General features: G+C 72.4%; 19 protein-coding genes and 1 tRNA gene. 10 read left to right on the top strand and 10 right to left on the bottom strand.

Translation table 11 applies throughout. The features are described 5' to 3' along the window. Positions 1 to 734 precede the first annotated feature (734 nt). The gene (locus PO879_RS07385; protein WP_278237481.1) at positions 735 to 2,051 is read left to right on the top strand and encodes an ISL3 family transposase; all 1,317 of its coding nucleotides are present in this window, start codon (positions 735 to 737) and stop codon (positions 2,049 to 2,051) included. 667 nt (positions 2,052 to 2,718) lie between these two features. On the opposite strand, the gene PO879_RS07380 is transcribed toward PO879_RS07385, so the two are convergent. From PO879_RS07380 to PO879_RS07370, 3 genes are all read right to left on the bottom strand, one after another. Then, the gene (locus PO879_RS07380; protein ID WP_278237264.1) at positions 2,719 to 4,740 is read right to left on the bottom strand and encodes an ATP-binding protein; all 2,022 of its coding nucleotides are present in this window, start codon (positions 4,738 to 4,740) and stop codon (positions 2,719 to 2,721) included. Beyond that, entirely contained in the window at positions 4,733 to 5,953 is a 1,221-nt protein-coding gene (locus PO879_RS07375) for an SIR2 family protein (protein WP_278237263.1), read from the bottom strand. The genes PO879_RS07380 and PO879_RS07375 overlap by 8 nt, the downstream gene beginning before the upstream one ends. A 903-nt stretch (positions 5,954 to 6,856) precedes the next feature. Continuing rightward, positions 6,857 to 6,941: transfer RNA gene (locus PO879_RS07370), tRNA-Leu, on the bottom strand. A 125-nt stretch (positions 6,942 to 7,066) separates the two neighbouring features. On the opposite strand from PO879_RS07370, the gene PO879_RS07365 reads away from it, so the two are divergent. The 4 genes from PO879_RS07365 (at position 7,067) to PO879_RS07350 (ending at position 11,355) form a co-directional block, all read left to right on the top strand. Next, positions 7,067 to 8,902: a glycoside hydrolase family 15 protein gene (locus PO879_RS07365; protein ID WP_278237262.1), complete on the top strand. Its 1,836-nt coding sequence runs from the start codon at positions 7,067 to 7,069 to the stop codon at positions 8,900 to 8,902. A gap of 10 nt (positions 8,903 to 8,912) precedes the next feature. Next, entirely contained in the window at positions 8,913 to 9,974 is a 1,062-nt protein-coding gene (locus PO879_RS07360) for a glucose 1-dehydrogenase (RefSeq protein WP_278237261.1), read from the top strand. Between the two features lie 9 nt (positions 9,975 to 9,983). Beyond that, positions 9,984 to 10,457: a phosphoribosyl-ATP diphosphatase gene (locus tag PO879_RS07355; RefSeq protein WP_278237260.1), complete on the top strand. Its 474-nt coding sequence runs from the start codon at positions 9,984 to 9,986 to the stop codon at positions 10,455 to 10,457. 64 nt (positions 10,458 to 10,521) lie between these two features. Then, positions 10,522 to 11,355 (top strand): metal-dependent hydrolase, encoded by an 834-nt coding sequence (locus PO879_RS07350; protein WP_278237259.1) that lies wholly within the window; start codon positions 10,522 to 10,524, stop codon positions 11,353 to 11,355. A gap of 4 nt (positions 11,356 to 11,359) precedes the next feature. On the opposite strand, the gene PO879_RS07345 is transcribed toward PO879_RS07350, so the two are convergent. Further along, positions 11,360 to 12,109 carry an MBL fold metallo-hydrolase gene (locus PO879_RS07345; RefSeq protein WP_278237258.1) on the bottom strand — a complete coding sequence of 250 codons (750 nt, stop codon included), beginning with the start codon at positions 12,107 to 12,109 and terminating at the stop codon, positions 11,360 to 11,362. A gap of 171 nt (positions 12,110 to 12,280) precedes the next feature. Here PO879_RS07345 and PO879_RS07340 point away from each other — a divergent pair, with 171 nt between their 5' ends. Then, positions 12,281 to 13,123, top strand: a complete 843-nt coding sequence (locus tag PO879_RS07340; RefSeq protein ID WP_278237257.1) for an RIO1 family regulatory kinase/ATPase — start codon at positions 12,281 to 12,283, stop codon at positions 13,121 to 13,123. A 105-nt stretch (positions 13,124 to 13,228) separates the two neighbouring features. Here PO879_RS07340 and thpD read toward each other — a convergent pair whose 3' ends face one another. After that, on the bottom strand, positions 13,229 to 14,128 hold the full coding sequence (gene thpD / locus PO879_RS07335; RefSeq protein WP_278237256.1) for an ectoine hydroxylase: 900 nt from the start codon (positions 14,126 to 14,128) through the stop codon (positions 13,229 to 13,231). Positions 14,129 to 14,305: 177 nt separating this feature from the next. On the opposite strand from thpD, the gene PO879_RS07330 reads away from it, so the two are divergent. Then, complete coding sequence (locus PO879_RS07330; protein ID WP_278237255.1) at positions 14,306 to 14,704, top strand: hypothetical protein; 399 nt, start codon at positions 14,306 to 14,308, stop codon at positions 14,702 to 14,704. Positions 14,705 to 14,730: 26 nt separating this feature from the next. Here the strand turns inward: PO879_RS07330 and PO879_RS07325 are convergent, their stop codons facing one another. Genes PO879_RS07325 through PO879_RS07310 form a run of 4 tightly spaced genes read right to left on the bottom strand, consistent with a single transcriptional unit; the run spans position 14,731 to position 21,449 of the window. Next, positions 14,731 to 15,327: a GNAT family N-acetyltransferase gene (locus PO879_RS07325; protein ID WP_278237254.1), complete on the bottom strand. Its 597-nt coding sequence runs from the start codon at positions 15,325 to 15,327 to the stop codon at positions 14,731 to 14,733. A 23-nt stretch (positions 15,328 to 15,350) separates the two neighbouring features. Beyond that, entirely contained in the window at positions 15,351 to 18,854 is a 3,504-nt protein-coding gene (locus tag PO879_RS07320; protein WP_278237253.1) for an error-prone DNA polymerase, read from the bottom strand. Further along, positions 18,847 to 20,556, bottom strand: coding sequence for a DNA polymerase Y family protein (locus PO879_RS07315; RefSeq protein WP_278237252.1), 1,710 nt, complete (start codon positions 20,554 to 20,556; stop codon positions 18,847 to 18,849). The genes PO879_RS07320 and PO879_RS07315 overlap by 8 nt, the downstream gene beginning before the upstream one ends. Next, on the bottom strand, positions 20,553 to 21,449 hold the full coding sequence (locus PO879_RS07310) for a hypothetical protein (protein WP_278237251.1): 897 nt from the start codon (positions 21,447 to 21,449) through the stop codon (positions 20,553 to 20,555). Before PO879_RS07310 ends, PO879_RS07315 begins: the two co-directional genes overlap by 4 nt. Before the next feature lie 190 nt (positions 21,450 to 21,639). On the opposite strand from PO879_RS07310, the gene fabG reads away from it, so the two are divergent. Genes fabG through PO879_RS07295 form a run of 3 tightly spaced genes read left to right on the top strand, consistent with a single transcriptional unit; the run spans position 21,640 to position 23,576 of the window. Beyond that, positions 21,640 to 22,401 (top strand): 3-oxoacyl-ACP reductase FabG, encoded by a 762-nt coding sequence (gene fabG / locus PO879_RS07305; RefSeq protein ID WP_278237250.1) that lies wholly within the window; start codon positions 21,640 to 21,642, stop codon positions 22,399 to 22,401. Between the two features lie 60 nt (positions 22,402 to 22,461). Further along, positions 22,462 to 22,992 carry a YbhB/YbcL family Raf kinase inhibitor-like protein gene (locus PO879_RS07300; RefSeq protein WP_278237249.1) on the top strand — a complete coding sequence of 177 codons (531 nt, stop codon included), beginning with the start codon at positions 22,462 to 22,464 and terminating at the stop codon, positions 22,990 to 22,992. Then, a complete protein-coding gene (locus tag PO879_RS07295) occupies positions 22,989 to 23,576 on the top strand; it encodes a YbaK/EbsC family protein (RefSeq protein WP_278237248.1) in 588 nt (195 codons plus the stop codon). The genes PO879_RS07300 and PO879_RS07295 overlap by 4 nt, the downstream gene beginning before the upstream one ends. Before the next feature lie 15 nt (positions 23,577 to 23,591). Here the strand turns inward: PO879_RS07295 and PO879_RS07290 are convergent, their stop codons facing one another. Continuing rightward, positions 23,592 to 24,530 carry a siderophore-interacting protein gene (locus PO879_RS07290; RefSeq protein ID WP_278237480.1) on the bottom strand — a complete coding sequence of 313 codons (939 nt, stop codon included), beginning with the start codon at positions 24,528 to 24,530 and terminating at the stop codon, positions 23,592 to 23,594. Positions 24,531 to 24,621: the final 91 nt, after the last annotated feature.

Here is a 24,621-nt window from a genome sequence, read left to right as displayed (position 1 = left end):
GATCGCGGTCATCGCCGGCACGGAAGGAAGCGGGGTCGGGGTCCTCGTCGTCATGCTCGCAGTGGTGCTGGACGGCGCGGATTTCTCGACAGGGCCTGCCGCCTCGTAGCCGTTGCCCACCAGCATTCGACTCAGCCGCCCTCGCGGATCCTGGTACCGCCCGTCGACAGGAACGAGTTCGTCAGGCTTCGTCGCCGCTCCCAGGCGCTGCAGATGGTCGCGGCGCATCGGGCTGCAGAAGTCTGCTCCTCAATGACCGTGCAGAGCACATGAGGGCGCCCCGAAGACCGCGTGCTCACCGATGCTGAAGCCGGCTGCGAGCATCAGCTCCAACGAGATCCGACCCTCGGGGCACCAGTCCCCCTCCGGACACCACTCCAACCAGCAGGAACGCCGCCCGCCGGGGTCACGGCGAAAACCCATGGGAACGCCCACGGGAACGAACAACGTGCCCCGCGGGAACACCTCGGGACATCTCCGACCCGGTGTGCGAACGGCCAAGCGGTCAGAACGTGTGTCCGCTGGGAGGGTCTCTTCGCAGGCCAGAACGTCGAAGGCCCCCGGTCGTGGAACCGGGGGCCTTCGACGTCGCTGTCTCAAACGAGTGTCCGGAGGGGGACTTGAAAGGCTCAACGCAGACGAGGGTGTAGCGGTAGTTGGCTGAGCTGGCCGGGGGATGGGTCGAGGTCCCCCAGGATGGAAGTTCTCACACTGCCCATCCGGAAGACCTCGACGTGCCTGACGCTACCTTCGATCCTCCTGATCTGACGCCCTTCGCGCGGCTGGACGAGCTCGGCCTCGTCGTGGTCGGACAGCGACTGGAGCCGGGCCGGGCGGTGCTGGAGTGCCGCGTCGTCGCGCGCGATGACGACGCGTTCTGCCGAGGGTGCGGCGCCGAGGGCACGCCGCGAGGGACCGTGATCCGGTGGCTGGCGCACGAGCCGTTCGGGTGGCGGCCGACGACTCTGCTGGTCCGGGTGCGTCGCTACCGCTGCGAGGGCTGCCGGCGGGTGTGGCGCCAGGACACCACGGCGGCTGCGGAGCCGCGGGCGAAGCTCTCGCGCGCAGCGGTGCGCTGGGCGCTGGTCGGCCTGGTCGTTCAGCACCTGACAGTGGCGCGGGTGGCCGAGGCTCTCGCGGTGGCGTGGCACACCGCGAACGACGGCGTACTCGCGGAGGGCCGACGGGTGCTGATCGACGATCTGACCCGGTTCGACGGCGTCACCACGATCGGGGTGGATGAACACGTGTGGCGGCACACCCGCCGCGGCGAGAAGTACGTGACCGTGGTGATCGACCTGACCCCGATCCGCGACGGCACCGGACCCGCCCGTCTGCTCGACATCGTCGAGGGCCGATCCAAGAGCGCGTTCAAGACCTGGCTCGCCGCCCGGCCGAAGACCTGGCGTAATGGCGTCGAGGTCGTCGCGATGGACGGGTTCACCGGCTTCAAGACCGCTGCTGCCGAGGAACTGCCCGACGCCGTCGCAGTCATGGACCCCTTCCACGTGGTCCGCCTCGCCGGCGACGCGCTGGACCGCTGCCGCCGCCGAGTCCAGCAAGACCTGCACGGCCACCGCGGCCGCGCGAAGGATCCGCTCTACCGTGCTCGACGGACTCTGCATACCGGCGCCGACCTGCTCACCGACAAGCAGGCCGCCAGGATCGAGGCGCTGTTCGCCGCCGAGGAGCACGTCGAGGTCGAGGCGACCTGGGGCATCTACCAGCGCATGATCACCGCCTACCGTCACCCCGACCGGGCACAGGGACGAGCACTGATGACAGCCGTGATCGACTCCCTGACTCGCGGCGTCCCGGCCGTTCTCACCGAGCTGATCACCCTCGGCCGCACCCTGACGAAGCGCGCCGCCGACGTGCTGGCGTTCTTCGACCTGCCCGGCACCAGCAACGGACCGACGGAGGCGATCAACGGCCGGCTCGAGCACCTGCGCGGCTCCGCCCTCGGCTTCCGCAACCTGACCCACTACATCGCCCGATCATTGCTCGAGGCTGGCGGCTTCAGGCCGCTGCTACACCCTCGTCTGCGTTGAGCCACTTGAAACCCGCCCCGATATCCCCTTGACCAGCAGGAACAGCCGCTGACCTGCATCGGCCCCGTGCTCACCGGCTTTCCGAAGGCTCTCAGTGGTACGCCACCGTTCCCGACGGGAACACCTCGCCGGCTCAGAACTTCGATAGCAACGGAACCCAGGCCGATTCACCCGAAGACTCACAGGCGGTTCAGGTGGGCGTGCCGCCTTCGTCCGGGCCTAGGTCGTAGCAGTACCAACCCGGTTCCGACGCAGCCGCGGAAACAGTGGGAGGCCCTGGTTGTCGAGCATGACGGCCCCCGCTTGGCGCCAGGTCAGGGCAACCGACACGGTCAGCGTCTCGAAGTTCGGGAGGTCGGCTACGTCGACACTCGCCGACCGCGATGCCGCCGGGCGACGAGTGCCTGGCTGACCCGCCTTCGATCCCGTGCCGACGGTGAACCCAGCTCTGCCAACAGACGTCGGCTGTTCTGAGATTGGGAACTCGTGCGCGCCAACCTCTTCGCGAGCGCCAAGACCTGCTTGACCGGCCAGCGGACGCCGGCGATGTCGACCCAGTACTGATCGACCGACTCGGGATAGTGCTGTTGCAGCCGACGTCATACGTCGTCAGCTGTCAGGTCAAATGACCTGCCGGCCCAGGTGAAAGACACGCGCTCGGTGCTCATCAGAACGGAGGCTCCTCGCCGGTCCGCTCGTCGCTGCCAGCGAAATCCTGCCAGGCCTCCGAGGGGTCGGTCGGGTCGTCCGCCGCCGCGCCCGAGCCACCGTCATCTGGGTCGGTGCCTGGGATCCAGCCGTCTGCCAAGGTCATCGTCTTGTTGTTCGGCTCGTACTCAGCCGGCAGCTTCTCGATGTCGACGACGACCGGCACCTGGGTCGACAGCCCGGAGAGGACGCACGAGCCTGTCGGAAGGATCGGCAGGGACTCAAACGACACGCGGTCCAGGTACGCTACAGCTCGCTCGATAGCCATAATGTCGAGGTTGTTGACCAGGCGGTGCAGGAAGTAGTTGTGCAGCTGGGAAATGATCGTCTCGGAAATGTCGTGCGGCCGCTGGCTCGCGATGGTCAAGAAGACGCCGAACTTCCGACCCTCCTTGATGATCTCCTCGAAGGTCTCCAGCCGGTAGTCCTTCCATGCCTCGCTCTCGCGGGACGACACATTCGACAGAATGTTGTGCGCCTCGTCGACGACGATGTTGAGATAACGCGAAGGATCGCCATCGCGCTTCTTCTCGTCGTAGAGCTGGCGGCAGATTAGGAGCGGGATGACCTTGCGCATCTCGACATTGACGTCGCGCAGCGAGATCACGGTCAGCGGCTTGTCCAACAGCGTGTCGTCCGAGACTTCGATCAGGCGCTTCACTCGCGGCATGCGCGACTCCAGCCGCTTGATAAGCGGGCCGAGGTGTTCGCGGTTCGCGTAGCCGTTGAAGATGTCGGAGTAGTACTGCAGCACGAGCTTGAACCGGATGCGGTCAACGCTCTGCAGGGCGCTCGGATCGATGCCAAGCTCGCCGATGCGGGTGTAGATCAGCTCTTGGAATTTGTAGTCGCACGACGGGTCATTGGCGTAGATGTTGGTGCCGTTGGCTTGACGGTAGTAGAAGCACTTGTTCTGCCCGTGGTATCCGAGGTTTGACTGGATGTCGCGAATGTAGTCGCCCAGGGCATCAGGTGCCTCCCCGCCCATGCAGCCTTCGACCTCCTCGAGGAACTTAACGACCAGGCCCTTGTCGAGCGATGGGTCGGAGCTGCGAATTGCGGCGTAGACGATGCCGGCGACTGCGGCGGCGAGATCATCGCCCGTCTCCAACCGAGACTCCCAGTAGTCGCGCTGGAGCGTGCGCTGCACGAACGGCGCTTGGGTCTTCTCCGTTGCGTCAAGGAGCACCGTCCAGATGACCGGGTCCTCCATCGCATCCTTACTCAGAGGAAGACGGTCGCCTGTGTCGGTCCGAGTCGAAAGCACGAACTCGGCCTTCAGGTCGTTATCGGTGAGTACCGAACTGCTCTGCTCTCCGGAAGCGGCACCAACCCGGTTGATGTACTCGCCGTTGAAGTCGATGACGAGTACTCGCGCCCGCTTGTTGAACGCTTCGGAGTCGCCGTAGGCCGCGAAGAGTTCGTGGTAGAGCTTGGTCAATGAGTAGGACTTGCCGCTGCCGGTGTTGCCGAAGATGCCGATGTGGCTGGCAAAAAGGCTGTTGACGCCAACCCGAACGTCCTGCCCCTTCTCCATCGCAAGGCGGCCGATCGTGAGCGCGCGGTCCTTGGGGTCGACGAAGCTATGGATGCGATCGAACTCGTGCTCGTCGAGCAAGAAGCACTCGTTGCCAACGAGCGGCAGCTCGCGTACACCGCGGCGAAACTGGCCGCCCGACATGAAGCCAATGAGACTGACAGTCAGGATTCGTTCGACTCGGTCTCGGGAACTGCGGTAGATGTCGTCGCCGCGCGCTTCAGCAACCTCTTCGCCATCCACCTTGCCGACCAGCTCGGCGAAGCCCTTGCTGATCTTGAGGAAGCCACCGACACCAACGTTGCGCAGCAGCCGACCTTGGTAGATCAGGTGCGCACCGTTCTTGGCCTTGTCAACGCGAATGCGAACCGTCCGGCCCTGGATGCCGACAACCTCGCCGACGCGAAAGACGGCATCGCGCGTAAGCAGCTCGTGGTCAATCATCGAGGTCGACCAGAGGCTCTTGCACTGAGACCTTTACTTCGACCGTCTGCCTGGGAGCCGACGAGGATGGCGCGACCTTCGCGAAGAACTCGGATGTGACGGTGGGCAGGTCGTAGCGCAGAGGCTCTTCGCCCTCCGCATCCGCGGTCGGCGCGATCAGCCAGATGTTGCTGTTGGTGATCGGATAGCCGTCGAAGGCTCGCTCGATCTCCGTGGCCGCGTGCGGGTCGTAGGCGAAGATGACGATCTGGAGCGTCGGGTTGGTGCGGGCGGCGCGTATCATGAGTTCCCGGATGTGCTCGTCGCGGCATGAGAAGCCGATGACGAAGAGAGCGCCATTCTCCTTCTCGAGCTCGTTCGAGAAGAGCCGAAGCAGGTCATAGTAGTTCTGGTTCAGCACGGTCTGCTGGAACTTCGCCTTCGTCGGATTGACGATGGCCAACTCGCTGTACGCGTCCAAGAACGGCGACAGCAAGGCGGCAGCGTCCGGGGGAACCGGGCCTTCGAGCAAGGTCTCCAAGGTCGTCTCGGCGGCAACCTCGGCCAAGATCGCGTCGACCTTGTCCAGTTCTTTGGCGACCGCGGCAACCTGTCGCAGACGGGTGTCGAGACCAATCTCGGGGCGGCTCGCCTCCTCCCCTGTGGCTGACCAGCCGACCGAGCCGTGGAGCTTGAGCAGGTTGAAGGCCGGAACCTCGGACAGGTTGTCGTACTGGAGGCTGCGCCGCGAGACGACCGAGCCAAAGTTCGACGTGCTGAAGCGCGGCTGCAGCCGTCCTGCGAAGCCATCGTTGAGGTGGACCTGGAGGCTCTCGGCGGCGATCTCCGTCGCCAGGTCGACGTTCGTCGTGAACAGGTTGACCTGCTTGTTGAGCAGCGAACTGCGGCGCTCCAGAAGCAGCCGGTTGATCGTCTGGAGGAACGCCTCGTACCGCTCCAAGAGTCGGGGCGCCTCAGTCCCGCTCCGGTTGAGCAGGTCATTGTTCTTTAGTACCACGCTGCGGAAGAAGCCCGAGTAGATGGAACCTCGGGCGAAGGCCTTCGCATCCTCCGCGGCGTCGGAGGAGTCCAGGCTCGTTAGCAGGTTCTCGATGTCGCCGAGCAAGCGGAACATGGGAGCCGAAGCGCCGGCCCCGAACAGGAATGAGAGATGGGCGTCCTGCACCAGATCGCGCAGACGCTCTGTCGTCAACTCCTTGGCGACGAGGGTCATGCGGACACTCCCCCGTCGACGGAGGCGCAGAGCTCTGCTTGCTCATCCAAGGTTTTGGCCTGCGCAGCCATCTTGGCTGCGCGCGCCATCAGAGCCACACCCCCGCCGTCACGAGCGCGGTCGTCTGCGTGGTCATGCCTGTGTCCTCCTGAGATGTGACAGAGAAAAGCCGAGAAGGATGACACAACACCTGCTTCCCCGCACAGATGACCCTACCGGGGGCGGCCGACGGTTCGGGGACGAACGGGCGGGCGGGGTGTCGCGCGTCAGACTTAGTGGTAGGGCTCGTTGCTTGCGGGCCTGACCTGTGAGGAGTCCCCACGACGCAATCGTGTGCACGCCCCGATCGTCACGCGGCCGTCGTCCCGGGTGTCCACTGGTGTCAGGTTCTCGGCGTTGGCCAGGGCGAGAACCCGCCCACGGCGGCAAGCACGACTGACGTATACGGCCGCGGTGGCACACCCTTGCATGGCCGGCGTCCGCCCGACCCGAAGAGGGTGACCAAGGAATCCGTCGAAGTTTGTCGCCGCACTCAGGCGCTGGTGATCGAGAGCGAGACCTTGGACATTTCGCGACGCACCCGGGTCACGAGAACCTGCTGCCGCAAGGACCACCCGGCTCATCCGCGAGGTTGACGATGACCGGACTGCTCGACGCTGCGGTGTGCCAGGTGCCGAGCATCTGCGCCAGGCATCCGCCTCGGGGCACGCGTCCCCCTCCGGGCACCACCCCCACCTGGGAGAACGCGGCCAGCGGGGGCGCCGTGGGAACACACACGGGAACAGGAAGCGCTCCCCGCGGGAACACCCACGGGAGCATCCCGAGCCTAGGAAGTGGCCGGATACGACAGAAGACCCCCTGGTTGTGGACCCAGGAGGCCTTCGTCGTCGCTGTCTCAACGAGTGTCCGGAGGGGGACTTGAACCCCCACGCCCTATAACGGGCACTAGCACCTCAAGCTAGCGCGTCTGCCATTCCGCCACCCGGACGAGTGGACCTTCCCGAGGCGTCTGCCTCGTTCCGGCGCGGTAAGAAAGATAGCACGGTGAGGGCCCTGACCTGCAAACCGCCCAGCCGTGGCGCAGGTCACGCCCCTGCCCTAGCGTGACGGAGGATGACGCTCCGGATCGAGGACTACGGCCTGATCGGCGACCTGCAGACGGTCGCCCTCGTGGGGCGCGACGGCTCGATCGACTGGCTCTGCCTGCCCGACATCGACTCCCCCGCCTGCCTCGCGGCCCTGCTCGGGGACGACTCGCACGGGTCGTGGCGCATCGCTCCCGCCGGCGCCGGGACGTGCACGCGGCGCCGCTACCGCGGCGAGACCCTGGTGCTGGAGACGGAGTGGGAGACGCCCGACGGCCACGTCCGGGTGACGGACCTCATGCCGCCGCGCGGTCGCACCCCCGACCTGGTCCGGATCGTCGAGGGGGTGAGCGGCCGCGTTCCGGTCGAGAGCACCCTGCGCCCCCGGTTCGACTACGGGGCCGTGGTCCCGTGGGTCACCGAGTCGCCGAGCATCCTGGGGACCGAGCGCAGCGGGACCGTCTGCGCGGTGGCGGGTCCCGACGCACTGAACCTCGCGGCGACCGTGCCCCACGCTGTGTCGGGCGAGACGATCAGCTCGCGCTTCGAGGTGGCGGCCGGCGACCGCGTCGCCTTCGTGCTCAGCTACCACCGCTCCTACGACCCGGTGCCCGAGCCGGTGGACGCCGAGGACGCGCTGGCCGACACCCTGGAGTTCTGGCAGGAGTGGGTCGGCAAGACTCGGTACGAGGGTCGCTGGGGCGACGCGGTGCGGCGATCGCTGATCACGCTCAAGTCGCTCACCTACGCCCCGACGGGGGCGATCGCCGCGGCGGCCACGACCTCGCTGCCCGAGCAGATCGGGGGCACCCGCAACTGGGACTACCGCTACTGCTGGCTGCGTGACGCTGCCTTCACCCTCCTCGCACTGCTGAGCACGGGGCACCGGGACGAGGCCAAGGCCTGGCGGGAGTGGCTGCTGCGCTCCGTCGCCGGAGACCCGGCCGACCTGCGGATCATGTACGGCCTCGACGGCCGCCGTCGCCTCCCCGAGGCGACGCTGGACTGGCTGCCCGGGTACGAAGGCAGCACCCCGGTGCGCGTCGGCAACGGCGTCGCCGACCAGCTCCAGCTGGACGTGTGGGGCGAGTCCCTGGTGGGCCTCAGCCTGACCCGGTCGAACGGCATCGCCGAGGACGACGACACGTGGCGGTTGCAGAGGTCCCTGCTGGACCACCTGGAGGGCCACTGGGACGACGTCGACAACGGCCTGTGGGAGGTGCGCGGGCCCCAGCGCCCGTTCGTGCACTCCCGGGTGATGGCCTGGGCGGGCGTCTCCGCGATGATCCGCGGCGTCGAGCGCTACGGCTTGGACGGACCGATCGACCGGTGGCGGATGCTGCGCGAGTCGATCCGCACCGACGTGCTGACCCACGGTTACGACGCCGAGCGCAACACCTTCACCCAGTTCTACGGGTCGCGCGGACTCGACGCCTCCCTGCTGCTCATCCCCCGGGTGGGCTTCCTACCGTGGTCGGACCACCGGGTGGTCGGCACGGTCGACGCCGTCCAGCGCGAGCTCAGCCGGGACGGCCTGCTCCTGCGCTACCGCCAGGACGCCGACGACGTCGACGGCCTGGAGGGCAGCGAGGGCACGTTCCTGATCTGCAGCTTCTGGCTCGTCGACGCCCTGCACGCGATCGGCCGCGACGCCGAGTCGCACGCGCTGTTCGACCGCCTGCTCGGCCTGCGCAACGACCTCGGGCTGCTGTCGGAGGAGTATGACGTCACCTCCGGGCGTCAGCTCGGCAACGTCCCCCAGGCGTTCAGCCACCTGGGCGTCGTGAACTCCGCGCGCATCCTGTCCGGCATCCGTGGCGCCGGCACCGACATGACGGGCATGCCCGAGCACCCCACCGCCTGAGGAGAACACCGTGAGAGCGCTGACCGTCGTCCCCGGACGCGCCGGGTCGCTGGACGTCACCGAGGTCGCCGACCGCACCGCCGGCGCGGACGAGCTCCTCGTCGACGGCGTCGCCGTCGGCGTCTGCGGCACCGACCACGAGATCGTGCGGGGCGAGCACGGGGCGCCGCCGCCCGGTCACGAGCGCCTCGTGCTCGGCCACGAGTCGCTCGGCCGGGTCCGCGAGGCTCCGGCCGGCTGCGGGTTCGAGCCCGGCGACCTCGTCGTCGGCGTCGTGCGCCGACCCGACCCCGTCCCGTGCGGCGCCTGCGCCCACGGCGAGTGGGACATGTGCCGCAACGGGCTCTTCACCGAGCACGGGATCAAGGAGGTCGACGGCTTCGCCGCCGAGCAGTGGACCGTCGCCGCCGACCACGCCGTCCGTCTCGACCCGTCGCTGGGCGACCTCGGCGTGCTGCTGGAGCCGACGAGCATCGTGACCAAGGCGTGGGACCAGGTCGACCGGATCGGCGGGCGCGCGTGGTTCGACCCGCAGCGCGTGCTCGTCACCGGTGCCGGACCGATCGGTCTGCTCGCCGCCCTCGTCGGGGTCCAGCGCGGACTGGACGTGCACGTCCTGGACCAGGTCTCCGACGGCCCCAAGCCCGACCTGGTGCGGGCGCTGGGTGCCACCTACCACCAGCAGGACCTGCCGACGGTCGCCGACCGGATCGAGCCCGACGTCATCGTCGAGTGCACCGGCGCGCCCTCCGTCGTCGTGGACACGTTCACCTCGACGAGGCCGTACGGCATCACCGTCCTGACCGGGGTGTCGTCGGCCGGTCGGCACGTCCCCGTGGACGCCGGCGCCGCCAACCGCTCGGTCGTGCTGGAGAACGACGTCATCGTGGGCTCGGTGAACGCCAACCTGGCCCACTACCGCGCCGGCGCCGAGGTGCTCGCCCGCGCGGACCGCGAGTGGTTGGCGGGCCTCGTCACCCGTCGCGTGCCGCTGGACCGGGCGACCGAGGCGTTCGAGCCGCACCAGGACGACGTCAAGGTCGTGCTCGACCTCGGCCGACCCCGCGGCTAGCGTCGCGTCATGCCGACCGAACGCGAGATGGTCCGTCAGTTCCACGCCGCCTTCGAGGTCCCGGTGAACGACGGCGCCCCGGACCTCGACCTGCCCGACGACCGGCTGCGGCTGCGGTACCGGCTGGTGGCCGAGGAGTTCGCCGAGCTGACCGGGGCGATCCTCGGTGCGGAAGCCCGCGCCGTCGTCGAAGCCGCCGTGGAGCGCGTCGTCGAGGGTTCGACGACGAAGGCCGACGCCGTGGCCACCGCCGACGCCACGGGCGACCTGCGCTACGTGCTGCACGGGCTCGAGCTCGAGTGCGGCATCCCCGAGTCCGTGTTCGCCGAGATCCACGCCTCCAACCTGGCCAAGCTCGGCCCGGACGGGACGGCCGTGCGCCGCGCCGACGGCAAGGTCCTCAAGCCCGCCGGGTGGCGGCCGCCCGACGTGGCGGGCGTGCTGGACGCGGCAGGTTTCCGCCGCGTCGGCGGCGACGTGTAGCGTTCGTCCGGTCCCGGACCAAACGGTCATCCGGGGTCACACCGGACGAAGGAGCACACGCGCCATGATGGGTGGGCACCACGCCGCCTCGGGAGCGGCCGCCTGGGTGGCGGTCACCGCCACGACCCCGATCGCGTTCGGCTGGTACCCGGTCTCCGACGTGGGCGTGATGACCGGAGCCCTCGTCTGCGCGGGTGCCGCGCTGCTGCCCGACGCCGACCACCACAACGGCACGATCTCCCACTCCCTGCCGCCGCTGTCGGAGGCGATGACCAAGGCCGTCTCGACCGTCGCCGGCGGGCACCGCAACGCCACCCACTCGATCCTCGGCATCGCCGTCTTCACGCTCGTCGCCTGGGCGATGAGCTTCCTGACGATCAGCACCGAGACGTTCGGCCAGGTGCTGATCGGACCGGGCGTCATGGCGGTCGTGCTCATCGCCTTCGCCGTCCGGGCCCTGAAGCTGACCGGGCAGCGACGGTGGTGGACCTGGACCCTGTCGGTCTCCCTGGCGGCGTTCGTCGCGGTGTTCGCGCCCGAGGAGTGGTACTGGATGCCGTTCTGCGTCGGGCTGGGCTGCGCGGTGCACATCCTCGGCGACATGCTGACCACCCGCGGTGTGCCGCTGCTCTGGCCGATCCGCTTCCGGTCGCCCCGCTGGGTGCGGCGGCACCGCTGGCTGCCGTTCGACGACATGTGGAGCCCGCGCGGCAACATCTCGGTGCCGCTGCTCGGCGACGCCGGGTCGTGGCGCGAGTGGCTCGTCATGACTCCCGTCAGCCTCTACGCCCTCGTCGGCGTCGCCTGGGCGGTCCTGGACCAGATGGGTTTCGACACCGTGGGCGCCTGGGACGACGCGACGGCTCTCGTCGCGACCGCCGCCGGGTCGCTCGGCTGAACCCTCAGCCCGGGACCGCTCCGCGCGGGTCGTCCGGGACGCGCCCGGCGAGCAACGCGTCGACGTAGCGCCGGTCGGCGTCGAGCCTTTCCTGCGGGCGCCACGACGGCGTCCCGTGACCGGGGACGACGACGGCCGCCCGGGCCACGAACGGCGCCAGCCGTTCCAGCCCCTCCCGGTAGCCGGCCAGGTCCGTGGCACCGGAGATCTCGTCCCACGGCAGGGGCGGCTCGACGTCGGAGAGCATGTCACCGGCCACCAGCACCCCGGCCTCGGGCAGCCACAGCGCGGTGTGCCCCGGCGCGTGCGCGTCGTGCACGACCAGCTCGGTCGCCGGCAGCTCGCCGTGGGGATCGGGCACGGCATCGCCCTCGACCGGACGGACGGCCGCGAAGAGCGCCCGCACGTCCGGGGCGCGGTGCTCGGGCGTCAGGGCGGCGTCCAGGGCGCCGCGGTGCTGCCGCACGGCGCGGGCCGCCCGCACCGAGGCCCACCGCGGCACGTCGCCGAACCGGGGATGCCACAGCAGGTGGTCGTGGTGGGCGTGCGTCGACAGCCCGGCGGCGACCCCCACCGCCCGCGCGTCGAGCTCGTCGGCGATCGAGGCGAGCTCGTCGTCGTCCCACGCCGGGTCCACGAGCAGGGCGGGTCGACGACCCCCGCGCCGACCGGGCCCGAGCGCCAGCACGGACGTCGTCGCGTCGCGCCGGCTGGAACGGACCAGCACGTCGTCGGCCACGGGGTGGAAGGCCATGGCGGCACGCTAGCGCGAAAAAGCCGTGCGCCCGCGGCGTCGGGCGGGCCAGACTGGCACCGCACGCGAGACCACGGACCCGCGACGTGCGCGGGCCGGCACGGAAGGAGGCCGAGCGATGACCCTGACCCATCGGACCGTTCGAGCCGTCACCACCCGAAGGACCCTTCCGTGCCCCAGAAACTCTCCCTGACCCTGACCACCTCCGACGACGACGGTCCCGGACCCGACCAGCGCTGGTCGACCTGGACGACGGTCACCAAGGGCCAGCGCGGCCCGATGCCACGACCCGACTGGGTCGTCACGGCCGCCGCTGCCCTGGACACCGAGCTCGGCGTGCTCAAGACCGGCAAGGAGGCCGACGTCTTCCTCGTCGAGCGCGCCGTGCCCGACGACCCCGCGCAGAGCTCGCTCCTGGCGGCCAAGCGCTACCGCTCGCCCGATCACCGGCAGTTCCACCGCGACAGCACCTATACCGACGGACGCCGGGTGCGCCGTACGCGCGACCAGCGTGCGGTCGAGGACCGCCGCTCCGCCTGGGGACGGGCCGTGCGCGCCACCCAGTGGGCCGACGCCGAGTTCACGACCCTGGGCACCCTGTGGGACGCCGGCGCACCGGTGCCCTACCCGGTGCAGGTCGACGGCACCGAGCTGCTCATGGAGTTCGTCGGCAGCGTCGACGACGACGGCGTCGCCGTGGCCGCCCCGCGGCTGGACCGCAGCCGGCCGGACGCGGCGGAGCTGTCCGACTGGTTCGACCAGCTCTACGCCGCGATGAGCGTGCTGGCACGGCTCGGCTGGGCGCACGGCGACCTGTCGCCGTACAACGTGCTCGTCGACGACGGCCGGCTGGTCGTCATCGACCTGCCCCAGGTCGTCGACCTGGTCGCGAACCCCGCCGGCCCGGAGCTGCTGCACCGCGACTGCCGCACCGTGTGCCGGTGGTTCGCCGCTCGCGGCCTGGAGATCGACGCCGACGAGGTCTTCGCCGACCTGCTGGCCCAGGCCTGGTGACAGCACTGGCGCCGGTGCGCGAGAGAGCGCACCGGCGCCAGGACCGACAGACCGGCGGCCGACCTGAGCCGGGCACCCCGTGCCCGGACCAGCCCGGCTCCCGGACTACCGCAGCGGCGTGGTGTCGCGGCTGCCGATGTGCTCGGGCCGCGGCGCGGGCGCGCTGTACGGCTCGGTGAGCGCGTTCTCGACGCTGTTGAACACCAGGAAGATGTTCGACCGCGGGAACGGCGTGATGTTGTTGCCGGACCCGTGCATGATGTTCGCGTCGAACCAGAGCGCCGAGCCGGCCGCACCGGTGAACTGGTCGATGCCGTACCTCCAGGCGAGCTCGGTGATGGCGTCCTCCGACGGCACGCCGATCTTCTGCTCCTTGAGGGAGTCCTGGTGGTAGTTCTCCGGGGTCTCGCCCACGCACGGCACGTACGTGCGGTGCGAGCCCGGCATGACCATCAGGCCGCCGTTGTACGGGTAGTTGGGCGTCAGCGCGATCGAGCAGCTCACGGCACGCGGGGCCGGCATGCCGTCCTCGGCGTGCCAGGTCTCGAAGTCCGAGTGCCAGTAGAAGCCGGCGCCCTTGTAGCCGGGCATGTAGTTGACGCGCGTCTGGTGCAGGTACACCTCCGAGCCGAGCAGCTGGCGGGCGCGGTCCAGCAGCCGCGGGTCCCGGGCGAGCGCGTCGATCCGCTCGCTGAGCTTCGTCACCTCGAAGATCGACCGGACCTCGCCGGAGCTCTTCTCGGTCACGACGCGCGGGTCGCCCTGCAGCGACTCGTCCGAGGACAGCCGGCTCAGCTCCGCGCTGTAGCGGGTCACCTCGTCGGGGGTGATGAAGTCCTCGAGGACGGTGAAGCCCCGCTGCGCGTGCGCGTCGAGGGCGTCGGCGTCGAACGGGCCGTCCTCGGCCGTGCCCCACACCGTGGGGTGCTCGCGCTCGATGAACTCGCCGGGCTGGGCCAGACGGCTCGGGTAGAGGTCGGTCGTGGTCTCGACCGTGGCGGTCATGGGTCTCCCTTCTCCCGGATCGTCCCGGGATCGTGGCGTCTCATGCACGCGGCGTGCCCGCCCCGTCGGACCCGACGGCGCGAGCACGCGCACCCTCCAGTCAGTACGTGACCCGACCGGGGATGTCAAAGCCCGACACGGCTCGTGTGTGGCGGGGACCCGGCCTACCGTGAACAGATGGGCACGGACTTCGAGGACTACGACCACGAGGCGCTGCGCACGTACTTCGTCGAGCAGGGTCTGGCGCTCGGCTCCGGCGACCTCGAGGCGGTGGCCGACCGGTTCGACGCTGCCGCGGTGCTGGTCCTCGCCGAGGAGACCGTGGCGCTGCAGAGCCCCGAGCAGGTCCACGACCTGCTGCGCGAGCACGCCAACGCCCCCGACCCGGGCGACGCCGTCGCCCTCGTGCCGGAGGTGACCGACAGCGCCGAGCTGGGCTGGGCGCTGCTGTGGGTCGAGGTGCGCTGGAGCCTGCGGGACGAGCTCGCCGCGGAGAGGGCCAGCCGGCACGTGCGCTATCTGCTGCGACGCGCCCGCGGCACCTTCGAGGTCTGCGTCGTCGTGCCGCTGCCCTGACGCCGCCCGTCTCGTCGGCACCGCCGTCAGTCGTCGGCCAGCACCCGGCGCAGCACCCACCGCGGCAGCCGCCCGCTCGTCGCGGCCGTCTCGCCGACGCGGTCGAACCCCGCCGACTCGAACAGCGGCACGGTGCCGACGTACGCCGCGCCGACGGGGACGCGGCGGCCCGGCTCGGGCTCGACCGGGAATCCCTCGATCACCCGGCCGCCGTGTGCCCGGGCGTGCTCGACCGCGCCGTGCAGCAGCGCCCGGGCGACCCCGCGGCGCCGGTAGCCGGGGCGCACGACGAAGCACATCACGACCCAGGTCGTCTCCGCCGTCTCCGGGTCGCTCCGCGGCAGCACGCGGGACCGCTGCAGGGAGGGCGCCGCCGACCGCGGGGCGAGACCGACCCAGCCCACGACCTCCTCCGCGCCGTCCTCGTCGAGGTAGGCCAGCAGTCCCGGGCGCGGGTCGTGCGCGCAGAGCTCGCGCAGGTGCGCGCCGCCACCACCCGACGGCAGCCCGCGGGGGCGGCGCCAGGCCAGGCACCAGCACGCCCGCTCGTGCCCGCGCGGGTTGAGGATCGTGGTGACGTCGTCGAACCTGTCGGCCGTGGCCGGCTCGATCCGGTAGCCCATGGCCCCACGGTAGTCCGGCACGGTCAGCGGAAGTCCCGCGACCGGGTCGCCACCGGCAGGCGCAGCGGGGCGAGGTGCTCGGCGAGCAGGTTGACCGCGCCGTCGGCCCGCTCCACCTGACCGCGCACGACGAGTGCCGGGGCACCGCGCGCCACGGTCCGGAAGCGCCGCCACAGCCCGGGGGTGCAGATGACGTTGAGCAGGCCGGTCTCGTCCTCCAGGGACAGGAAGGTGACGCCCCCGGCGGTGCCCGGCCGCTGCCGGTGGGTGACCACCCCGCCGACGGCGATGCGGCGGCCGGGCTCCGTCGTCGTCGCGGCGGCCACGGTCACCACGCCCTGGCGCTCCAGCCCGTCGCGCAGGTGCTCCAGCGGGGAGGTGGAGTCCGGGGTGATGCCGGTGGCCCAGGTGTCGGCGACGTCGATCTCGAGCGGGTCCATGTCCGGCAGCGGCGGCGCAGACACCCCGACGCTGACGCCCGCGAGCGTCTCCGGCCCCTCCTGCCCGAGCGCACCGGCGGCCCACAGCCCCTCGCGCCGGGTCACACCGAGCGAGGCCAGCGCCCCGGCGGTGGCCAGGGCCTCCAGGCGGGCGGTGGACAGCTCGACGCGGCGCACGAGGTCGCGCAGGTCGGCGAACTCGCCGTGGGCGTCGCGCTCGGCGACCATCCGCTCGGCGACGTCGGTGCCGAGCCCGCGCACGGCGGAGAGCCCGAGCCGGACGGCCAGCGCGTCGTCGACGTCGAGCGGCACTCCCCCGCTGCCGACCATGCCCTCGGCGACGGGGTCGGCCGGACCGGCCACAGCGTCGGCCGGACCGGCGACGGACCCGTCCGGCTGCGCCTCGACCCCCGCGAGCGCCGCCGAGGCGTTGACGTCCGGGCGCAGCACCCGCACCCCGTGCCGGCGGGCGTCGGCGACGAGGGACGCCGGGGAGTAGAACCCCATCGGCTGCGCGGCGAGCAGGCCGGCGTAGAAGGCCTCGGGGGCGTGCACCTTGAGCCACGAGCTGGCGTAGACGAGGAACGCGAAGGAGTAGGCGTGCGACTCGGGGAAGCCGAAGTCGGCGAACGCCTTGAGCTTGTCGTAGATCTCCTCCTGCACGTCGTCCGGGATCCCGCGCTCGGTCATCCCGGCGAACAGGCGCCCCCGCAGCGCCTCCATGCGTTCCACGGAGCGCTTGGAGCCCATGGCCCGGCGCAGCCGGTCGGACTCGGCGGGCGTGAACCCGGCGACGTCGATCGCCATCTGCATGAGCTGCTCCTGGAACAGCGGTACGCCGAGGGTGCGCCGCAGGGACGGCTCCAGCAGCGGGTGCAGGTAGGTGACCTCCTCGCGGCCCCGGGAGCGCTCGATGTACGGGTGCACGGACCGCCCCTGGATCGGGCCGGGGCGGATGAGGGCGACCTCGACGACGATGTCGTAGAACGTCCGGGGCTGCAGCCGCGGCAGGGTGGCCATCTGGGCGCGGGACTCGACCTGGAACACCCCGACGGTGTCGGCGGCGCACAGCAGGTCGTACACGCGCGGGTCCTCGGCCGGCAGCGTGTGCAGCGCGAGCCGCTCGCCGGTGGCCTCGTGCACCGAGGCGAACGCGTACCGGATCGCGGTGAGCATGCCCAGACCCAGCAGGTCGAACTTCACCAGCCCGGCGTCGGCGCAGTCCTCCTTGTCCCACTGCAGCACGGTGCGCCCCTCCATCCGGGCCCACTCGACCGGGCAGACCTCGATGACGGGCCGGTCGCACATCACCATGCCCCCGGAGTGGATGCCGAGGTGCCGGGGCAGGCGGAGGAACCGTTCGGCGAGGTCGAGCACGGGGTCGGGGATCTGCCCCTCCTGCTCGGCCGACGGCGGCGGCTGCGCGGGCACGACGTCGTGCGGGTCGTCGGACCGCCGCAGGCCGCCGTCGACGGCGAGCGGGTCGACCACGGGGGCGTCCGGTCGCGCCGGGGCGCCGTGCTGCCAGCGGGCGGCGACCTCGGCCCGGCGCCGGTCGCGACCGGTGACCGGCGCGCCGTCGGACGCCCGCGCGGCACCCGCCGTCCGGTCCGCCGCGGGGCTGGTCGGGTCGGGGCCGCGCAGCGACCCCCAGCGCTCGATGGACTTGCTCCAGGCGTCCTGCTGACCGACGTCGTACCCGAGCGCGCGGGCGGCGTCGCGCACCGCCGAGCGCGGCCGGTAGGAGATGACGTTGGCGACCTGGGCGGCGTGCGTGCGCCCGAACCGGGCGTAGACGTGCTGGATGACCTCCTCGCGGCGGCCCGACTCGATGTCGACGTCGATGTCGGGCGGCCCGTCCCGCTCCGGCGCCAGGAACCGCTCGAACAGCAGGCCGTGGTGCACGGCGTCGACGGCGGTGATCCCCAGCGCGTAGCAGACCGCCGAGTTGGCGGCGCTCCCCCGGCCCTGGCACAGGATGCCCTCCCGGCGGCAGAACTCGACCAGGTCGTAGACGACGAGGAAGTACCCCGGGAAGTTCAGGTCGGTGATGACGCGCAGCTCGTGGTCGATCTGCGCCCACGCGCCGGGCTCCCGCTCGGCCTCCCGCGGCCCGTACCGGTCCTCGGCGCCCCGGAGGACGAGCTCGTGCAGCCAGCTCGCCTCGTCGTGGCCGGCGGGCACCGGGTAGGGCGGCAGCTGCGGCGCCACCAGGTGCAGGTCGAACGCGCACTCGGCGGCCAGGTCGGCGGCCGTCGGCACGGCCTGCGGGTGCCGGTGGTGCAGCCGGGCCATCTCGGCGCCCGAGCGCAGGTGCGCCGTCGGGGCGCCGGGCAGCCAGCCGTCCTGGTCGTCCAGGGAGGAGCGGGCGCGCACGGCCGCGAGCGCCCCGGCCAGGTCGGCGTCGCGCGGGCGGGCGTAGTGGGCGGCGGTGGTGGCGACCAGGGGCAGCCCCGCGTCCTGCGACAGCGCGGCGAGCGCTGCGTGCAGGTCGGCGTCGCGGGGGTCGCCGGTGGCGGTGATCTCCACGGCGACGTTGTCCCGGCCGAAGACGGCGGTGAGCCGGTCGAGCTCGCGGCGCGCGCCGTCGAGCCCCTGGGCCTCGAGCGCGCGCCGGACGGCGCCCTTGCGGCACCCGGTGAGCACCAGCCACTGGCCGTCGGCCTCGGCGCCCAGCCGGTCGAGGTCGTAGCGGGCCTTGCCCTTGACCCCGGCCTCGAGGTGGGCGGTGGCGATCGCGCGCGACAGGTTCCGGTAGCCGTCCGGCCCGCGGGCCAGCACGAGCAGGTGCGTGGCCCGCGGGTCGGGGACGCCGGTGGGATCGTCGAGGACCGGCGCGGCGCCCGGCACCGGGACGGGCAGGTGCAGCTCGGCGCCGAACACCGTGGGCAGCCCGACGGCGCGGGCGGCCTCGGCGAACCGGACCACGCCGTACAGCCCGTCGTGGTCGGTCAGGGCCAGGGCCTCGAGCCCGAGCCGGTCGGCCTCGGCGGCGAGCTCGGCGGGGTGGCTGGCGCCGTCGAGGAAGCTGAAGGCCGAGTGGGCGTGCAGCTCGGCGTACCGGGGTGCCGGGTGGGGCTCAGTCATACAGCGCCTCCACCTGCCACCGGCCGCCGACCTGGGCGAGCAGCAGCCCGCGGCCGTCGTCGAGCACCGCCTGCAGGTGCACCCGCCGGGTGCCGCCGTCGGGCGCCCACCAGCGTTCGGCGAGCGGCCACGGCCCGGCCCAGCCGACGACCCGCGCGTCCCCCGAGATACCGGCCGGTCGCCGAGAAACCGGATCGTCGCCGCGACCGACCGGTTTCTCGGTCGACGAGCCGGTATCTCGGGGGACGAGGAGACGGGCGGGCACGCCGCTCATCGTCAGCCGGGCATCGACGACGACGTCGGCCCCGGCGGTGTCGAGCACCCGGACGGCCGCGGGCTCGGGCAGCAGGGTCGCAGGGGCCGGGCTGGGCAGCGCCCCGGGCCAGGGGCGGTCCGGGGGCCGGTCGACGACGGCCTCCTCGCCGTAGGGCACGAGCCGGACGCGGTGGCGCGGGTGGCGCCCGCCGGCCCGCCGGACGGTGAGCACGCCGTCGCCGCCGAGCAGCCCCTGCACCCGGTCCAGCACCTGGCGGGCGCGTTCGTCCTGCCCGGCGTCGGCGCCCCACAGGCTCGGCTGGTGCGTCCCGGCGGGGGCGACGTCCTCGGCGGCGAGCGCGAGGTGGACCACGGGGGCGACCTCGGGCGAGTCCTCGGTGCCGGTGCGCCGGCGGGCGGCGTCGGTCAGCCACCCCTCGAGCTGCCAGCGCACCCGGTCGGTGATCCGGGCGGCGGACAGCCCGCCGGCGACGGTGTCGGTGCGCCAGAGTCGCTCGAGCTCGCCCTCGGTGGTCCGGGCGGTGATGCGCAGCCGCCCGCAGGCCACGCCGTGGGCCACGAGCAGTACGTGCAGCTCCTCGGCGAGACGGCGGGCGGCGAACGCGGCGACGTCGACGCGGTCGGCGGGCGGGTCGAGCGCGGTGTCCACGACCAGGTCGGCCTCGATGCGCCGGCGCGCGGGCGGGCGTTCGTCCTCGCCGCGGGCCAGCCGGTGCGCCCAGGTGCCGAGCTCGCCGAACCGGGCGGACACGCTCGCCGCGGGCAGGGCGGCCAGGTCGCCGAGGGTGTGCAGGCCGAGCCGCCACCACAGGCCGACGGCGTCGCGCACGGCGGCCACGACACCCGGGTCGCACACGGCGTGCACGAGCTCGCCCACCGGCCGTCCGGCGAGGGCCGACGGCGACCCGTCGGGCGGGACGACGGCGTCCTCCCGGGCGGCGAGGACCGCGGCGAGCAGACCGTCGGCGACCCCGACCTGGCACTCGTGGCCGGTGCCGGCGACGGCGGTCACGAGCGCCTCGGCCAGGGCCCGATCGGAGCCGTGGTAGCGCGCGGCGCCGTCGGCGGGCAGGAGCAGCAGGCCGGGGCGGGCGATCTCGAGGCCGGCCACGACGGTCTCCGCGGCGGCCGCCACGGGTTCGAAGGTGCGGGCGTCCCGGTCGTCGTCGGCCTCCAGCAGCACCAGGTCGGGGCAGGCCTCCTGGGCCTGGCGGCGCCGCATGCCGCGTCGCACCCCGGCGGTGCGGGCGACGGCGGAGGTCGCCACGACGCTGCGTCCGGCCCGGGTCCCGCCGCCCGAGGGCGCGCCGAGGACGGCGGCGGGCACGTGCGCGTCCAGCCCGGCGGCGGCCAGGGCGGCCACCACCGGCCAGTCCGGGACCCAGAGCACCGCGGTGCGGGTGACGCCTGCGCTGCCCGTGCTCATGCGACCCTCAGGTGCCGGGCCTGGGGCGAGTCGTCCGTGGCGGCGGACGTCGGCCCGGCAGGGGCTGCGACGTCGGGCCGGGCCGCCGCGGGCGCGAGGACGGGCTCCTCGCCGCCGAGCGGCACCTCGACGTCGATCTCCACCGGACGGGCCGCGGCCCCGCGCCCGGTGCGCAGCACGCGCAGGGTGCGGCGGCGCAGCCAGCCGGCACCGGCGTCCACGCCGGTCCAGGCCCCGCCGCGGGCGTCGAGGGTGACGTGGGCCCCCGCCCAGCGGCCGGTCGCGACCAGGACGGCGTCACGCTGCCGGGCCCGGGCGGCCAGGCGGCGCCGGTCGGCGTCGGTCAGCGCCGCCTGCGGCCCGACCACGACGACGTCCATGCCGTCCAGCAGCGCGGCCAGCACCGCGGGGGCGTCCGGGCCGGGGGCGGGGACGACGACGGTGCGCGCCAGGTCGATCCCGGCGTCGGCGGCGGCCAGCAGCCCGACGGCGGGCGCCCCGACCAGGACGGTCCAGGCGCCGTCGCGCGAGGGGGCGGCGAGCAGCCCGAGCAGCAGGCTGGTCGACCCCTGGACCGCCAGGACGCCGCCGGTCGGCAGCACGCCGCCGGGCAGCAGCGCTGCGAGGTCGGGATGCACGGCCCGGCCGGCGCGGACCGGCACCCGGGGAGCCGCGCCGAGGGCGGACGCCCTCGCCTCGTAGGGGATCTCGCCGAGCGGGCCGTCGTCGTCCGGGCGCTCCTCGTCCGGGCGTTCCTCGACCGAGCGCTCGTCGACCGGGGCCGCCCGCCGCGGCGCCGTCGTCCCGTGCTCGGCGGCACGCAGGGCGGCCAGCGCCCGGGAGTGCCGTGCGGCACGGTCGGTGCGGGGCGGGGCCTCGGGGACGACGGTCACGACGACTCCTCCCCCAGGTCGGACACGCCGGTGGGCGACCGACGCCTGTTCGAACGTTTGTTCGAACATGTCTCTAGTACACGTGCCGCAGACCCGGGTGTCAACCGGGCCGACGAGGTGCTGGCACACTGGACCGGGCGCGCGGGAGACCCCCGCCCACCGACCGTCACCGTCGACGAGAGGACCCTCGATGACCCCCACCACCGACCGCGTCGCGATCGTCACCGGCGCCGCCCGCGGCATCGGCGCCGCCACCGCCGCCCGCCTGGCCGCCGACGGCCACGCCGTGGCGCTGCTCGACCTGCGCGAGGAGGCCGCCGCCGAGACCGCCGCCGCCCTGGCGGCCGACGGCCACCGCGCGATCGGCGTCGGCGTGGACGTCGCCGACGAGCAGTCCGTGACCGACGCCGTCGAGCGCGTGGTCGCCGAGCTCGGCGCCCCGACGGTGCTCGTCAACAACGCCGGGATCCTGCGCGACAACCTGCTGTTCAAGATGTCGACCGACGACTGGGACGCCGTGCTCGGGGTCCACCTGCGCGGGGCGTTCCTCATGACCCGGGCCGTGCAGCAGCACATGGTCTCCGCCCGGTGGGGCCGCATCGTCAACCTGTCCAGCACCTCGGCCCTGGGCCACCGCGGCCAGGTCAACTACTCCGCCGCCAAGGCCGGCATGCAGGGCTTCACCAAGAGCCTCGCCATCGAGCTCGGCAAGTTCGGGGTCACGGCCAACGCCGTGGCGCCCGGGGTCGTCGCGACCGACATGATCGCCGAGACCGCCGAGCGGGTCGGCGTCCCGCTGGAGGACTTCCTGGCCGGCATCGCCCAGGACGTGCCGGCCGGCCGCGTCGGCCGGCCCGAGGACATCGCCGCCGCGGTGGCGTTCTTCTGCTCCACCGAGGCCTCGTTCACCAACGGCCAGGTGCTCTACGTCGCCGGAGGACCGCAAGACTGAGGCGTACGCACCGCCACGGGTGCCGTTGCCACCCGTGGCGGTGCGTACCAGGGTGGGGGGATGGACTTCACACGGCCGACCCCACCGGACCCCTACTCCCTGCTCCCCGTCCCGGCGACGTTCGAGCTGACGAGCGCCGACATCACCGCGGGCGACCCGATGCCGGCGGACCACGCGGCCGACGGCGGCAACACCTCGCCGGCGCTGGCCTGGTCGGGCTTCCCCGCCGAGACCCGGTCGTTCGTCGTGAGCTGCTTCGACCCCGACGCGCCGACGCCGTCCGGCTACTGGCACTGGCACGTGCTCGACGTCCCGGCCCCGGTCACGTCGCTGCCGCGCGGCGCGGGGGCGGCCGACGGCAGCGGGCTGCCCGCCGGAGCCTTCCAGCTCCTCTCGGACGGCGGTCAGGTCGGCTTCGAGGGGGCGGGCCCGCCCCCGGGCGACCACGCCCACCGCTACGTCTTCGCCGTGCACGCCCTGGACGTCGACTCGCTCGGGCTGACCACGGAGAACACCAACGTGCACGCGGCGTTCAACGTCTACTTCCACGTCATCGCCCGCGCGACGCTGACCGGGACCTACCGCCGATGAGCGACGCGTCTGGGACGGGCCTGCCGTCGCTGGGCGACCTGGACTGGGTGCCCGCGCTCGAGCGTCCGGACCTGCTGGCCGACCCGGTCGCCGAGGCGCTGCGCGCCTGGGCGGAGGCGGACGAGCGGGTCGCCGGCCAGGTGGCGGTCGCCGAGATCGACCCCGACCACGCGGACACGGCCACGCTCAACGAGGTGCACGGGCTGCCGCCGGAGGCGTCGGCGAACTGCGTCGTGGTAGCCGGACGGCGCGGCGACGTCGAGCGGGTCGCGGCCTGCGTGGTGCCCGCCTCGACGTTCGCGGACGTCAACACCCGGGTGCGCAAGCTGCTCGACGCCCGCAAGGCGTCGTTCCTGCCGATGGACCGCGCCACCGAGGAGTCGGGGATGGCCTACGGCGGGATCACGCCGATCGGCGTGCCGTCGAGCTGGCGGGTCCTGGTGGACAGCCGCTTCGACGACGGCGCGGCGCCGGCGCTCCTGGGCAGCGGCCTGCGGGTGTCCAAGCTGCTCATGCCCGGCGACCTGCTGTGCAGCGCCCCGGGCGTGGAGGTCGTGGCGGACCTGGGCGTGGTGCGGGGGTGACCGGCTCGCGGCCGGTCAGCACTCCGAGCGGCCGCGGCGCCAGTAGCCCATGAAGGCCACGGACTTGCGGTCGACGCCCTTGGTGCGCACGAGGTAGCGACGCAGCGTCTTGATGACGCCGGCCTCCCCGGCCAGCCAGGCGTAGAGCACGGTGTCCTGCACGAGCGGGCGCCCCTCGGCGTCCGTCGGGACCTCCCAGAGGAGGTCGGTGTCGACGTCGACGTCGACGAGCTCGGCGTCCAGGTCGACACCCGTGGCCGTCGTCGCGGGGCCGCCGTCGGCCGACGGCCGGACGCCCATGGCGAGCATGCGGTCGGCGGCGTCCTGCACCGCCGGGACCAGGACGTCCCCGTGCTCGGCACCGTCGCGCGGCAGCCAGGTGACCCGCACGCCCGCCGGCGCGGCGAGCGTCCAGCGGTCCTCCGCGTGCGGCACCTCGAGGAAGACCTCACCGACGGCGTCGGCGGGCAGGGACTCGCAGATCGAGGCGATGGCCGGGACGGCCGTCTCGTCGCCGGCGAGCAGCAGCGCGTGGCTGGACGGCGGTGGCGCGAAGTCGCGCCCGCCGTGCGGACCGCCGTCGTAGGCCGCGTTCGGCCCGAGGATCACGAGCGGGGAACCGGGCCGGGCGCCGTTCGCCCAGCGGGACGCCGGGCCGGTGTCGCCGTGCAGGACGATGTCGACGTCCACCTCGCGCTGCGCGGGACGGACGGCGCGCACGGTGTAGGTCCGCAGGGGGTTGCGGCGCTCGTCGGGCAGCTCGCGCCAGGAGGTGAACCAGTCCGGGTTCTGCCGGTCCAGGTACTCCCAGCCGCCGCACGGGGCCGGGAGCAGGAACTTGATGCGCTGGTCGCGACCGTTGTCGGCGAACTCGTGCAGGTCCTCGCCGGTGAAGGTGATCCGCACGAAGGACGGGCACAGGCGCGTGACCCGCAGGACCTCGACGTCGAACATGCGCCAGGGGCGGGGTGCGACGGCGGTCTCGGTCCGAGTGTCGGTCACGGCTTCAGTCACGTAGGTCAGCCTAACCTCACATCACCCGTGC

Origin of the sequence: Isoptericola sp. AK164 (genome assembly GCF_029643425.1) — a bacterium.
In the GTDB taxonomy this organism is placed as follows: domain Bacteria; phylum Actinomycetota; class Actinomycetes; order Actinomycetales; family Cellulomonadaceae; genus Isoptericola; species Isoptericola haloaureus.
The sequence above is the reverse complement of the archived record's forward strand: the minus strand, read 5'-3'. Positions and strand labels throughout refer to the sequence as shown.

Excerpts from the sequence above, each read along its gene's own strand:
- PO879_RS07350 (WP_278237259.1), top strand. The coding sequence starts at position 10,522 with ATGATGGGTGGGCACCACGCCGCCTCGGGAGCGGCCGCCTGGGTGGCG.
- PO879_RS07300 (WP_278237249.1), top strand. The coding sequence starts at position 22,462 with ATGGACTTCACACGGCCGACCCCACCGGACCCCTACTCCCTGCTCCCC.
- fabG (WP_278237250.1), top strand. The coding sequence starts at position 21,640 with ATGACCCCCACCACCGACCGCGTCGCGATCGTCACCGGCGCCGCCCGC.
- PO879_RS07320 (WP_278237253.1), bottom strand. The coding sequence starts at position 18,854 with ATGACTGAGCCCCACCCGGCACCCCGGTACGCCGAGCTGCACGCCCAC.
- PO879_RS07365 (WP_278237262.1), top strand. The coding sequence starts at position 7,067 with ATGACGCTCCGGATCGAGGACTACGGCCTGATCGGCGACCTGCAGACG.
- PO879_RS07315 (WP_278237252.1), bottom strand. The coding sequence starts at position 20,556 with ATGAGCACGGGCAGCGCAGGCGTCACCCGCACCGCGGTGCTCTGGGTC.
- PO879_RS07295 (WP_278237248.1), top strand. The coding sequence starts at position 22,989 with ATGAGCGACGCGTCTGGGACGGGCCTGCCGTCGCTGGGCGACCTGGAC.
- thpD (WP_278237256.1), bottom strand. The coding sequence starts at position 14,128 with ATGACCGCCACGGTCGAGACCACGACCGACCTCTACCCGAGCCGTCTG.
- PO879_RS07380 (WP_278237264.1), bottom strand. The coding sequence starts at position 4,740 with ATGATTGACCACGAGCTGCTTACGCGCGATGCCGTCTTTCGCGTCGGC.
- PO879_RS07355 (WP_278237260.1), top strand. The coding sequence starts at position 9,984 with ATGCCGACCGAACGCGAGATGGTCCGTCAGTTCCACGCCGCCTTCGAG.
- PO879_RS07325 (WP_278237254.1), bottom strand. The coding sequence starts at position 15,327 with ATGGGCTACCGGATCGAGCCGGCCACGGCCGACAGGTTCGACGACGTC.
- PO879_RS07375 (WP_278237263.1), bottom strand. The coding sequence starts at position 5,953 with ATGACCCTCGTCGCCAAGGAGTTGACGACAGAGCGTCTGCGCGATCTG.
- PO879_RS07330 (WP_278237255.1), top strand. The coding sequence starts at position 14,306 with ATGGGCACGGACTTCGAGGACTACGACCACGAGGCGCTGCGCACGTAC.
- PO879_RS07345 (WP_278237258.1), bottom strand. The coding sequence starts at position 12,109 with ATGGCCTTCCACCCCGTGGCCGACGACGTGCTGGTCCGTTCCAGCCGG.
- PO879_RS07290 (WP_278237480.1), bottom strand. The coding sequence starts at position 24,530 with ATGTTCGACGTCGAGGTCCTGCGGGTCACGCGCCTGTGCCCGTCCTTC.